Consider the following 11,979-nt stretch of genomic DNA (forward strand, 5'->3'; position numbering starts at 1 on the left):
TTATCTGGGGGCCGGTTGCCCCGCCACCGCTTGACAAGCCATGCATGCCCATACTTCGATATGTCTCCCGGCGGTGTGGAGGCGACATGCGATATGTGGCAATGGTGACGGCGGCCGTCCTGGCCCTCTCCGGCGGCGCCGCCTCGGCGGACCCGGAAAGCGGCCCACCCGCACCGGTCGACCTCACCGTCAGCGCGGGCGGCGAGTCGGGCGTGCTGTCCTGGCGGCAGCCGCCAGGACAGCGGGCCCGCGCCTTCCGCGTCTACGAAAGCGGCGTCGAGATCGCCCGCAACACCACGACCCACGCGCCACTGCGCAATCTCGGCTTCGCGCGCACCCGCACCTACACCGTCACCGCGGTCGACGGCCTGGGCCGCGAGTCCGCCCACTCCGCACCGATCAGCCGGCGCCTGGGCATCTCCGGCGTGCCACCAATGTGCGTGCCGGCCACCCTCACCGGCGTGGTCGCGACCGCGGTCACCGCCTCCGCCGTCTCGCTGACCTGGACGGTCAACGGCGACCCGGGCCTCACCGTCGTCACCGGCGGCCCGGCCGGCCCCGTCGCGACCGACCAGTCCGGCATCCGCGTCGGCGGCCTCAGCCCCGCCACGGCGTACACCTTCACGCTCACCCACCAGCCGCGCTGCTCCGCCCCGGCCGCGCCGGCCACGGCGGTGACCGTCGTGACCGCGGCCGGCGCCGCCGGCACACCCGCGCCGCCCGCCGCGCCCACCGTCACCGCGAGCACCGACACCACCGTCACCCTCGGCTGGCAGCCGCCGCCCACCGGCGCGAGCGGGTACGCCGTCTACGAGTCCGGCCGGCGCGTGGCGACCTCCACCGGCCCGTCCGCCACGGTGCGCGGCCTGTACCACGCCGCCCGGTACACCTTCCAGATCACCGCGCTCGACGCCGCCGGCAACGAGTCGCCCGCCGTCCTGGTCGCCGCGAACACCGCCACCTGCCAGGCCAGCCCGCCGCGGCCGGCCGCCCTCACCGCCACCGCGCTGTCCGCGTCGTCGATCCGGCTCTCCTGGCAGTACGACGCCTGGGCCGAGGGATACACGCTCTACAGCGGCGACGCGGCGGTCGGCACCAGCGCCGGCACGGCCACCGTGCTCAGCGGACTGCCGCCGGCCACCGTCCACCGCCTGCGCGTCGCCGCCACCCTGCCCGGCACCTGCGGGCAGAGCCCGCTCAGCTCGGTCATCCGCGTCACCACGCCGGCCGGTCCCGCCGCCCGGCCGGCACGCCCGGCCGACTTCCGGGTGGCATCCGGCAACCCCATGACGGGTGCGGTGACGCTGACCTGGACGCAGCCGGACGGCGGCCAGCCCGCCACCGGCTTCCGGGTGTACCGGGGTGCCGAGATCCTCGCGGAGGTGGCGGCCGCGCCCGCGACGCTCCTGCTCCCGCAGGCGACCACCCAGGTGCTCACGGTCGTCGCCGTCGACGCGCAGGGGATGGAGTCCGCGCGCAGCGCCGACCTGACCGTCCGCGTGCCGTACCTGCCCCCGCCGTAGCGGCGTGCGTCAGGGCTGCGTCAGCGGTTTGCAGGCGAACCTCCCTACGGTGGGGCTGGCTGCCGGGTGCGAGGCATCCCCCATGCCATCCCCCGGCGGCCTCCCCTCGAGGACCCGGCTCCGGTGTGCGTCGCGCCGGAGCCGGATCCGCTCGTGCAGACGTGCAGTGCCAACTACCTGACGCCGACCAGCTCACCGCGACTGCTCTGCGGCCCGGTCGATGAGCAGCTCCGCCCGGGCCTTGAGCCGAGGCAGCGCATCGGCGTCCATTGAGGACAGTGTCTCGCGCACGACCGCCACCGCGGCGCCGGCGTCGCCCGCGACGAGGTGCGCCTCGGCCAGGTGCAGGGATGCGGTGGCCACGCCGCGGGTGTCGCCCGCCTGCGCCATCAGCTCCCGGGCGTGCCGCGCCTCCGCGACCGCCGCGCGGTGGTCTCCTTGCACCCGCCGCATCCGGCTGTGATGCATCAGCAGCCAGGCATGGCCGAGCGTGTTGGTCCGCGGGTCGGTGAGCTCGCTCGCTCGCGCGTACGTCCGCTCCGCGGTCTCCAGGTCGCCGAGCGAGGTGGCGCAGTCGGTGATGCGCACGAGGATCGCGCGCTCCGCCTCCGGGTTGTCCAGCTCCCGCACCACGGCGAGGGCCTTCGCCAGTAGGGGGAGTGCGGCGGCCGGCTCGTCGGTGATCAGCGTCTCGGCGTGGGTGCGCAGCGCCAGCACGATGCTCTCGCGGTCGCCGGCCGCCTCCGCGACCCGGATGGCCTCCTGGGCGTGTGCGGTGCCGGGCAGCCCCTGCCAGATGCGGGCGAAGGCCAGGCCGGTGAGGCTGTGTACCAGCTCGCGGTGCAGGCCCAGCCGCCGGAAGACCCGCACGCAGGAGGCGAAGGCGTTGGCGGCCTCGTCGACCCGCTGGGACAGCAGGATGTCGGCCCGGCTCGTCTCCGCGCGGTAGGCCACCGTCTGGTCGCCGGCCGCGAGCGCCGCGTCGCGTACCTGCGCCCGGGCCTGTTCGAGCTGCTCGAAGCCGCCCCGGATGGCCAACGCGGGTATGACGAGGTCGGCGAGGATCGCGGCCCTGTCGTACCAGCCGTAGCGGCAGGCCTGCGCGATGATGTGCAGCAGCAGCGTCCGCTCGGCGTGCAGCCATCCGTCGGCGTCCTTGGCCAGCCAGCCGGCGTCGCAGGCGGCGGGCGGCAGGTCGGCGGGGAGCGGGCCGGGTGGCAGCCCTTCGTTGACCCGCGTGGCGCCCGCGTAGGCCTCGTTGCCCAGCTGGAGCAGCTCGCCGAGCAGCCGCTTGACCGCCGCCCGGGACAGGCTTTCGTCCTCCTGCCCGGCGAGCTCGCGGGCGTAGAGGGCGACAAGGTCGTGCGGCCGGTAGCGGAACTGGCCGCACGCGTCGGCGCCCACCGGGTCGAGGAGCCCGGCCGTCGCCAGCTGCTCGGCGAGCCGGTCGCCGCCGCCGGCGTCGTCGCAGAGCACGCCGAGCGCCCACGCCGCGAACGGCCCGGGCGGCAGAAGCCCCATCCGCCGGACCGCGACCTGAACCGGCGGTGCGAGGCCGGAGTAGGCCAGCTCGAGCTGGGAACGGACTTCGAGCCGGCCGACCGACAGCTCGTCCAGGCGGCGGGTGTCGTCGCGGAGCCGGTCGGCCAGTGCGCTGAGCCGGACCGTGGCTCCCGGCTGCAGGCGCGCGCCGACGATGCGCACCGCGAGTGGCAGGCGGCCGCACAGGTCGACGATCTCCTCCGCCACCCCGCGCTCGTCCGCCACCCGGCGGCTGTCCACGATGCGGCTGAGCAGGGTCACGCCCTCGTCGATCGAAAACGGCGGCAACCGGTGCCGGTGTGCGCCCGGCAGCTCGGGAAGGGTGCGGCGGCTGGTGACGAGCACCGCCGCGCCGGGCGTGCCGGGAAGCAGCGGGGTGATCTGGTCGGCGTCGGCGGCGTCGTCGAGCACGATCAGCACCCGCCGGTCGGCCACCCGGGCCCGGAACGCCGCGGCCCGCGCGCCCAGACCTCGCGGCAGGGCGGCGGGCAGGTGCCCGAGGGCGTGCAGGAACTCCCCGAGTACCTCCACCGGATCTCGCGGCGTCGGGCCGGCGCCCTCCAGGTTGATGTACAGCTGGCCGTCCGGAAACCGCGAGCGCAGCTGGTGGGCCACGTGTACCGCGAGCGTCGACTTGCCCACGCCGGCCACCCCGCTGACCACCGCGATCGGTACCGCGTCGGCGCGCGTGAGCAGCGCCGCCAACCGTCCGGACTGCTCCGCCCGCCCGACGAAGTCGCCGATGGACGGTGGCAGCTGGCACAGCACCGGGTAGGGCACCCACTCGGACTCGGCGCGGTCGTCCTGCCCGTTCAGGATCACCTGCTGCAGCGACTCCAGCTCGTTTCCCGGGTCGAGGCCGAGCTCGGCCCGCAGGTGGGCGCGGGTGTCCCGGTAGACGTCGAGCGCCTCGGCCCGCCGGCCCGAGCGGTGCAGGGTACGCATCAGCTGGGCGCGCAGCCCTTCCCGCAGCGGGTGCAGGGCGGTGAGCGCGCGCAGCTCTTCGACGACGCCGCGGTGGTTGCCGGTCGCGACCTCCAGCTCGAACCGCTGCTCGGCGGCCTGCAGGCACCGTTCCAGCAGGCGCGGTACGTCCTGGCGGTGCAGCGCCGGCGACTCCACATCGGACAGTATCGGCCCGCGCCACAGCCCGACCGCCGTACGCAGCGCGTCGAGCTCGCCCTGGCGGTCGGCCCGCAGCGCCGCCGACCGCGCCTTCTCCAGCAGCGCCTCGAAGTCCTGCACGTCCGAGGAGCCGGGCGGCAGGTCGATCGCGTAGCCACCGGCACGCGTGTTCACGATTCCGTCGACGCCCAGGATCCGCCGCAGCCGCGCGGTGTAGGTCTGCAGCGTCGCGCGGGCACCGGCCGGCGGCTCGTCCTCCCAGATGCGGTCGATGAGCGCGGCGACCGGGACCACCGAGCCGGGCTGGAGCAGCAGCGAGGCCAGGATGATCCTCAGCTTGGGCGCGGTGACCTCCACGAGCTGGCCGTCCCGGCGTACCTCCAACGAGCCCATGATCCGGAAGTAGAGCGCGTTTGCCATCCGTTCCCCCTCGGTCTGGGCGGCTCCGGGCCCGGCGCATGCCGATGGACGGACCCTCCCTTTGAGGTAGACACCGGCGGCGCGGAAAACTGGTCGGGCCGTGACCGCTTAATGTTTGGTCGCCGCCACCCGGTTGTGGAGTGGAAATGCGGCCAACTTTCGCGGTTAGCCAGCCAAGCCCACCGGGATCGGCGCGGGGCGCGGGTCACACACCGATGTGCAACCTGCGGGTTGCGCCTGCCGGCATCATGTGCAACTCTGGGGTTGCACATTGGGTGAACGAGGAGGCTTCATGAGCGAGGACCGGATCGAGTGCGACACCCTCATCGAGGCGTCACTGGAGCGGGTGTGGTCGCTCGTCGTCACGCCCGGATTCTGGGTGGCCAGCGAGGATGCCGTCGCGGGAATGGTGGCCGAGGAGGGCGCGTCATTCGTGGCGAACAACCCCAACGTCGGTCAGGTCGCTGTCCGGGTGGAGAAGGTCGAGCCGCAGACGTATGTGGCGTACCGCTGGACGAGCGCGTTTCCCGGCGAAGAACTGCGCGAGGACAACAGCACGCTCGTCGAGTTCACGTTGAGCACCGAGGACGGCGGGACGCGGCTGCGGGTCGTCGAGAGCGGATTCGCCTCACTGAACACATCCGCGCAGGCGCGGGAAAAGGCGGTGCGGTTCAATGCCAGCGGCTGGCCGCAGGTGTTCGACATGGTCAGGAAGCGTGCGGAACAATCGGCCGTGTGACCGACGACCGTGGCGGCGCCGTCGAGGCGGTTGACAGCGTCCTCGCCGCGCTGGCCGACCCGACCCGGCGGCAGCTGCTCGACCTGCTCGCCGCGCACGGCGAGGCCACGGCGACGGCACTCGCCGAGCGGCTTCCCGTCTCGCGGCAGGCGGTCGTGAAGCACCTTGCCGTCCTGGACGCCGCCGGCCTGGTTTCCGGCGCCCGGGTCGGCCGCGAGGTGCGGTACGCGGTACGGCCGGACGCGCTCAACGCGACAGCGCGGTGGATGACCGCGCTGGCCACCGAATGGGACCGGCGGCTGGCCGCCATCAAGCGCTTCGCCGAAACCGCCGAACGGAATTCGCAGTAGCACTCTTTCCGTTCGCCGAATTCTTTTTCTTCTGAACCGCGGTCGTACGGTGCTGCGCTGCATCCTGCGCCGCGGTGGAAAGGACTGTCCAATGACGACCGAACACATCGGCGGCAGGCAGCGGCTGACGCTGCTCGTCCTGCTCGGCGCCGGCTTCATGCTCTCCGTGGACTTCTCCATCCTCAACGTGGCGTTGCCGCGGATGGGTGAGGTGGTCGGCATGGACCTGGCCGACCTGCCGTGGATCGCCAGTGCGTACGCGCTGCCCGCGGCCGGCTTCACCCTGCTGTTCGGGCGGGTGGGAGACCTGGTCGGGCGCCGCCGGATGTTCATCACCGGCATCGCGCTGCTCATCGTGGCCTCGCTGCTCGGCGGGTTCGCCACCAGCGCGGCGCTGCTGCTGACCGCGCGGGTGCTGCAGGGCCTGGCCAACGCGATCGCGATCCCCGCCGCGATGGCGCTGCTCGTCACGGCCGTCCACGACGAGCGGGCGCGGGCGCGGGTACTGGGACTCAACGGCGCGTTGCTGTCCGGCGGGTTCACCGTCGGCGCGCTCGTGGGCGGCAGCCTGGTGAGCGCGCTGGACTGGCGGTGGGCGTTCTGGATCAACGTGCCGGTGGCCGTGGCCATCGTGGCCGTCACCCCTTCGCGGTCCGTGAGAGCGCCCGCCCGGCCGGCGTGAAGCTCGACGTGCCCGGCGCGGTGTCGGTCACCGCCGGCCTTCTCGCCCTGGTGTACGGCGTGTCCATGCAGAACTGGCCGGCCTTCGCCGCCGGCGCCGTGCTGCTGGGGATCTTCTGGGTCATCGAACTGCGCGCCAAGGCGCCACTGGCGTCGCTGACGCTGCTCAACCGGCCGAACATCAAGTGGGGAAACCTCGGCGGCCTGATCGCGTTCGTCATGTCCACCGGCGTCAACTTCGGCCTCACCATCTACATGCAGGACGTGCTCGGCCTCGAGCCGTTCACCGTGGGCCTTGTCTTCGGCGTGCCGGGCCTGGCGGCCGTCGTCGCCGGGATCGTCGCCGGTCGCCTGATCGGCCGCTACGGCTACCGCACCGTCCTGGCCGCCGGCCTGCTCACGCAGGGCCTCATGACGGTGCCGCTGCTGTGGATCGGCACGTCGACGGCCAGCCTGTTCATCATCGTTCCGTCGCTGTTCGTGCTGTTCTTCGGGCATGTCACCGCGATCGTGGCGTACACGGTCACCGCCACCTCCGGCCTTCCGGACTCCCAGCAGGGACTGGCCACCGGCCTGGCATCGCTGTCGCAGCAGGTCGCGGTCACGATCGGCATCCCCATCTTCGGCGCGATCGCCGCCACCCGGACCGACATCCTCGACGGCATCAAGCTGGCGATGCAGGCGCAGGTGGTCGCCATCGTGGTGGCGGTCGCGCTCATCTGGGTCGGGCTGCGCCCACGCCCGCAAGCCACCGAGGTGGCCGAGCCCGCTCGCGTACGATCCTCCGCATGACAACCGACTCGTCGGCGCGGACGGTGCGGGTGCGGGCCGGCGCCGTGGCGGCCATGACGATGACTGTGTTCGGCGCCTGCCTCACCGCGCTGCTGCTGGCGGCCGCGACCTGGTGGACGGCCTCCTTCGCCGCCGACGGCGAACTGCGCGGCTCGGCGTGGGCGGCCGTGGCGGGCCTCGTCATGTACGCCCTCATCAGCGGGCTGGCGACCTGGTACATCGGCCGGCGAGGCGTCCAGGAGCTGCGCCGCGTCCGAGGCCGCTAGCCGGGCGGGGACCGTGCCGACCACCGGGACGCCGCATCACATCGAGATCTGGGTACCCGACCTCGGCCGGGCCGTCCTGAGCTGGGGATGGCTGCTGCAACGCCTGGGCTACACCGAGTTTCAGTCCTGGCCCGCCGGTCGCAGCTGGCAGCTGGGCCCGACCTACATCGTCGTCGAGCAGTCCCCGGACCTCACCGCCGTCGACCACGACCGCCGCCGGCCCGGCCTCAACCACCTCGCGTTCCATGTGGAGGGCCGGCGGCTCGTCGACACCCTGGCCGAGCAGGCCGCCGACCACGGCTGGAGCCTGATGTTCCGGGACCGCCACCCGCACGCCGGCGGCCCGGACCACTACGCCGCCTACCTCGAAAACACCGACGGCTTCGAGGTCGAGCTCGTCGCCATCCCGCGGTAGGCCACCCGCCGACCGGCCGCGCGCCGCGCGAGCACGGCGCGTGATGGCGCAGCATTCGCCGCGTGATGACGCAGGGTTTGGCTCCCGCGCGTCGGAATTCTTGACGTGCCTTCAGGCCCCGGGCGCCAATACGTAGGCGACCACTTCGCCGGCGCGCGTCGCAGCACACTCGTCCCATCAACATGGAGGCTTCATGCTCTTCAGGAGACGACAGGGCAGGACGGGCACAAGGCGGCGCAGCCGGCTGACGGCCTGGGTCCTGACGGCGAGCTTGGCCGCAGGCCTGGCCGCCGTGATCGCGCCCTCGGCCGCGCAGGCGGGTGCCATCGTGCCCTGCCCGAGCGACATCCAGTACTGGCACCACTACGCCTACCTCGGCCGGCTGGGGCACATGTACGAGGGCCACCGGTACCGCGTGGTGTCCGCGACGCCGCGCTTTCTGGTCAGCGACGGCCGCGCGGTGACCAACGGCCTGCCCTACCCGGTCGCGGCGACCGTCACGGCCAACCAGACGCAGACATTCCAGGTCACCACGACGGTCGGTGTGGCCGCGCAGCTAACCGAGCAGCTGACGATCAACGTCAGCACGGCGATCACGCAGATCCGCTCCACGATGATCGGCGTGTCGACGTCGTTCGAGGTGCCGGCGTACAGCACCGTCTACGCCGACTACGGCGTGCACGGCTACGACGTGTCGTACTACGTCGAGAAGTGGCACCGGCGCAACGCCTCGACGAGCTGCGAGGAGTGGGGCTACTACCCGTCGACCGTCACGGCACCCACGTACATCGAGGGGTGGCAACTGCGGACCGGCTGAGCCGGCAACCCGGCGAGGGCGAGACGGCCGACGCCTTCTCGCCCTCGTCAGCCGGCGCGCCGGAGCCATCCGGGAGAATGCGATGCACGGCCTCGTTCCCGGGTGGCGGGGGTGAGGGCTTTACCCTGCCGTCCTGGCCGCTTATGACGACAGCCACCGCGTTGGCGCGGAAGCGCACCTCGGCCGACGGACCACCCCCGCGTGCGCGGGGAGCAGGCCTTGGCTAGCACGCCGGCAAACCGGCCGGACGGACCACCCCCGCGTGCGCGGGAGCAGGATTCCTGCTCGGAGCGCGCAGGCAAAGGCCGGGACCACCCCGCGTCCGCGGGAGCAGATCGTTTTAGTTGGTAGATGTTGCAGTGTGAATGGGACCACCCCCGCGTGCGCGGTGCAGCGATCAGCCAACAAGCCCACGACGGCCGACTCCACCGGACTACCCCCCGGCGTGCGCGGGGAGCAGCGGCAACACCAACAACTACCGCGGGTACATCCGGGACCACCCCCGCGTGCGCGGCGCGCATCCTGGCCAACATGTCCACCCAGGCTGTCTACCTGCAACGGCCGGGCGAGGCGGTCCGGCTGGCCCGGGCCGCCGTCAACGGCGGCCGCGGCCGCGCTCACAACGCCGTCATGGCCCGGCTACACACCGCCGAAGCATGCGCACACGCCATCGCTGGCGACGCACGCAACTGCACCGCCGCGCTGAAGCTAGCCGACGACGCCACCACGAGGATCAACGGATCAGACCAGCCCGCGTGGGCCGGCTACTTCACCCCGGCGCACCTGGCCGGCACGACAATCCGCTGCCTGCGCGACCTCGGCCGCACTACCGAAGCCCTTCGCTATACGGAGCAGGCCCTGGATCTTCCAGAGGGAAGCGTACGTACCCGAGCCCTGCACACCGCGCTGATCGCAAGCGTCCACACCGCCGGGTCACCCGCCGAGCCGGAGCATGCCAGCCAGCTCGGCCACGACGCGCTTCAACTCGCCGAACGAGTGCACTCCCGCCGGGTCACCGACCGCATCATCGACCTGGCCCAGCGGCTCTCCACCTACCGCGGCAATCCAGCCGTGGACGAGTTCCTGCACCTCGCCCGCAACTGTGTTTCATCAGCCAGCCGTGGGTAGAGTCAGCAAATGACGTGGGTTGAGCCAGACAAGTGGTACGCGCAACTGGCCACCTTCCACGCCGCCGCAGCCCTGTTCGTCACCGACGACACCGACCGGGTGCTGCTGGTCAAACCGACCTACCGCGACCACTGGGCCATCCCCGGCGGCTACGTCGACCAGCACGAAACCCCGCACGCCGCCGCCGAACGCGAACTACACGAAGAACTCGGCCTCGCCCTGCCCGTCGGCGATCTGCTGGTCATCGACTGGGCTTCACCCGCAGGGCCACGACCCCGGGCACTGGTCAACTTCATCTTCGACGGCGGCCGACTCACCACCAACCACAACATCCGCGTCGAGCCTGACGAGCTGGAAACCTACGCCTTCCACGACCCCGAACAGTGCCGCCACCTGCTGCCGCCACGCGTGGCACCGCGCATCGAGGCCGCCCTCCTCGCCCGCACCAAGGGCACCACGATCTACCTCACCGACGGAGCGGCGCCGACACAGCCCTAAAGACTTCCCGTAGCGGGAGCACAGGAAGACCCAACCGCGTGTGCGCTGGGAGCTTGACGTCAAAACACCTCGTAGTGGGGTAGCGCGTTCGACCATGCCCAGGTGCGCGGCTAGTGGAGCTTGCCCGATCATCCGCGCTACTGGCCGCCGACAGCCCGAAGGTCAGTCAGCCGCGAAGCTGCTGGAGAGATTGGCATCGTGCTGGATCCGGCTCGTCTTGACCTTGCCCACGTCATCGATCACCGAGATCCAGACGATCCAGCGCCCAGGCTGAGTGTCTTCTACACCGCGGACGGTTGGGTCGGCACCCCGATCAACGCCGAACCCCACCCGGCGGTCGTCAGATGGGGAACCAGCGGCAGAGCGGACGCGGATGGCCTGCCACCGCGCGGATGGTCGGCTAGGAAGGGAACAGATGCTGATCGACGAACGCAAGGACCCATAACGCAACGCCTCCAGTGCCCCGGCCACGCGGCGAGCATGCCGGCGTTCCCGGAAACATTGCATAGAAACATTTGAATATTTCGACAAGTTTCCGTAATCTGGCTGCGTACCCCCGGCGATCAGAAGGCGGTGCCCATGTACCCGGTGAAGCGTGCCCTTGCCGTGCTCGCCACCGCGGCGGTGACCGCCGCCGCGATGGTCCTCACCGGGCCGGCCGCCAGCGCCGAGTCGAACGGGGGAGTGCGGGTCATGCCGCTCGGCGACTCGATCACCGACGGGTTCAACGTGCCGGGCGGCTACCGGATCGGGCTGTGGCAGCGGTTTGTGGCCGGCGGTCACACCGTCGACTTCGTGGGCTCGCAGTTCAACGGGCCGGCCAGCCTCGGCGACCACGACCACCAGGGCCACTCCGGCTGGCGGATCGACCAGATCGACGCCAACGTCGTCAACTGGCTCCGCGCCACCACGCCGCGGACGGTGCTGTTGCACATCGGCACGAACGACATGTTCGGAAACGCGTCCGGCGCGCCCGCCAGACTGTCCACATTGCTCGACCGCATCACGAACACGTCGCCGGGCATCATCGTCTTCGTCGCGACCATCGTCCCGCTTCCCAGTGCGGACGCCGCGGTCCGCACGTACAACGCGGCGATACCGGGGATCGTGCAGAGCAAGGTCGCGGCCGGCAAGCGGGTGTACCTGGTGGACATGTTCCGGGCGCTGACCGCGTCGGACCTGGCCGACGGGATCCACCCCAACGCGGGCGGCTACGAGAAGATGGCCGCAGTGTGGTACGACGCGCTGCGCTCCGTGCCCGACAGCCTCAGCAACGGCACGCCCACGTCCGCGCCGCCGACCTCGACACCGCCCACCTCCGTGCCGCCGACGTCCGTGCCGCCGACGTCTCTACCGCCGACGTCCGTGCCGCCCACGGGCGACGCCTGCACGGCCACCTACCGCACGATCGGCACCTGGAGCGGCGGCTTCCAGGCCGAGGTCAGCGTGCGCAACAACCGCACCACCACATTGAACGGCTGGACGGTGCGCACCACCCTCGCGAGTGGCCAGAGCATCACCAACCTGTGGAACGGCGTCAACACCGGCACCAGCGGCGCGGTCTCGGTGCGCAACGCGCCATACAACGGCAGCCTCGCGGCAGGCGGCACCACGACCTTCGGCTTCGTCGCCACCGGAAACGGCGCCCTGGCACCGACCGGCACCACCTGCACGAGCCCCTGA

The 11,979-nt window shown here is 71.7% G+C and carries 13 protein-coding genes; 11 read left to right on the forward strand and 2 right to left on the reverse strand.

The genetic code is table 11. From position 1 onward, the window contains the following. Positions 1-86: 86 nt before the first annotated feature. Positions 87-1,523: a fibronectin type III domain-containing protein gene (locus tag Phou_RS30545; protein ID WP_173062274.1), complete on the forward strand. Its 1,437-nt coding sequence runs from the start codon at positions 87-89 to the stop codon at positions 1,521-1,523. Between the two features lie 192 nt (positions 1,524-1,715). On the opposite strand, the gene Phou_RS30550 is transcribed toward Phou_RS30545, so the two are convergent. Next, positions 1,716-4,610: an AfsR/SARP family transcriptional regulator gene (locus Phou_RS30550; RefSeq protein ID WP_173062277.1), complete on the reverse strand. Its 2,895-nt coding sequence runs from the start codon at positions 4,608-4,610 to the stop codon at positions 1,716-1,718. Between the two features lie 292 nt (positions 4,611-4,902). On the opposite strand from Phou_RS30550, the gene Phou_RS30555 reads away from it, so the two are divergent. The 9 genes from Phou_RS30555 (at position 4,903) to Phou_RS30590 (ending at position 10,296) form a co-directional block, all read left to right on the forward strand. After that, positions 4,903-5,349 (forward strand): SRPBCC domain-containing protein, encoded by a 447-nt coding sequence (locus Phou_RS30555; RefSeq protein ID WP_173062280.1) that lies wholly within the window; start codon positions 4,903-4,905, stop codon positions 5,347-5,349. After that, positions 5,346-5,699: an ArsR/SmtB family transcription factor gene (locus Phou_RS30560; protein ID WP_173062284.1), complete on the forward strand. Its 354-nt coding sequence runs from the start codon at positions 5,346-5,348 to the stop codon at positions 5,697-5,699. Before Phou_RS30555 ends, Phou_RS30560 begins: the two co-directional genes overlap by 4 nt. Before the next feature lie 91 nt (positions 5,700-5,790). Next, a complete protein-coding gene (locus Phou_RS51400; protein WP_218579273.1) occupies positions 5,791-6,381 on the forward strand; it encodes an MFS transporter in 591 nt (196 codons plus the stop codon). Continuing rightward, positions 6,378-7,172: an MFS transporter gene (locus Phou_RS51405; RefSeq protein WP_218579274.1), complete on the forward strand. Its 795-nt coding sequence runs from the start codon at positions 6,378-6,380 to the stop codon at positions 7,170-7,172. Before Phou_RS51400 ends, Phou_RS51405 begins: the two co-directional genes overlap by 4 nt. After that, complete coding sequence (locus tag Phou_RS30570) at positions 7,169-7,438, forward strand: hypothetical protein (protein WP_173062287.1); 270 nt, start codon at positions 7,169-7,171, stop codon at positions 7,436-7,438. The genes Phou_RS51405 and Phou_RS30570 overlap by 4 nt, the downstream gene beginning before the upstream one ends. Positions 7,439-7,451: 13 nt before the next feature. After that, positions 7,452-7,853: a VOC family protein gene (locus tag Phou_RS30575; RefSeq protein ID WP_173062290.1), complete on the forward strand. Its 402-nt coding sequence runs from the start codon at positions 7,452-7,454 to the stop codon at positions 7,851-7,853. Positions 7,854-8,046: 193 nt separating this feature from the next. Then, on the forward strand, positions 8,047-8,670 hold the full coding sequence (locus Phou_RS30580; protein WP_173062293.1) for a hypothetical protein: 624 nt from the start codon (positions 8,047-8,049) through the stop codon (positions 8,668-8,670). Between the two features lie 351 nt (positions 8,671-9,021). Then, on the forward strand, positions 9,022-9,798 hold the full coding sequence (locus Phou_RS30585; protein ID WP_486357961.1) for an NsdA family TPR-like regulatory protein: 777 nt from the start codon (positions 9,022-9,024) through the stop codon (positions 9,796-9,798). Between the two features lie 9 nt (positions 9,799-9,807). Continuing rightward, on the forward strand, positions 9,808-10,296 hold the full coding sequence (locus Phou_RS30590) for an NUDIX domain-containing protein (RefSeq protein WP_173062299.1): 489 nt from the start codon (positions 9,808-9,810) through the stop codon (positions 10,294-10,296). Positions 10,297-10,458: 162 nt separating this feature from the next. Here Phou_RS30590 and Phou_RS30595 read toward each other — a convergent pair whose 3' ends face one another. After that, entirely contained in the window at positions 10,459-10,767 is a 309-nt protein-coding gene (locus Phou_RS30595; protein ID WP_173062303.1) for a hypothetical protein, read from the reverse strand. 108 nt (positions 10,768-10,875) lie between these two features. On the opposite strand from Phou_RS30595, the gene Phou_RS30600 reads away from it, so the two are divergent. After that, a complete protein-coding gene (locus tag Phou_RS30600) occupies positions 10,876-11,979 on the forward strand; it encodes a cellulose binding domain-containing protein (RefSeq protein WP_173062306.1) in 1,104 nt (367 codons plus the stop codon).

It is taken from the genome of Phytohabitans houttuyneae (assembly GCF_011764425.1).
Lineage (GTDB): Bacteria > Actinomycetota > Actinomycetes > Mycobacteriales > Micromonosporaceae > Phytohabitans > Phytohabitans houttuyneae.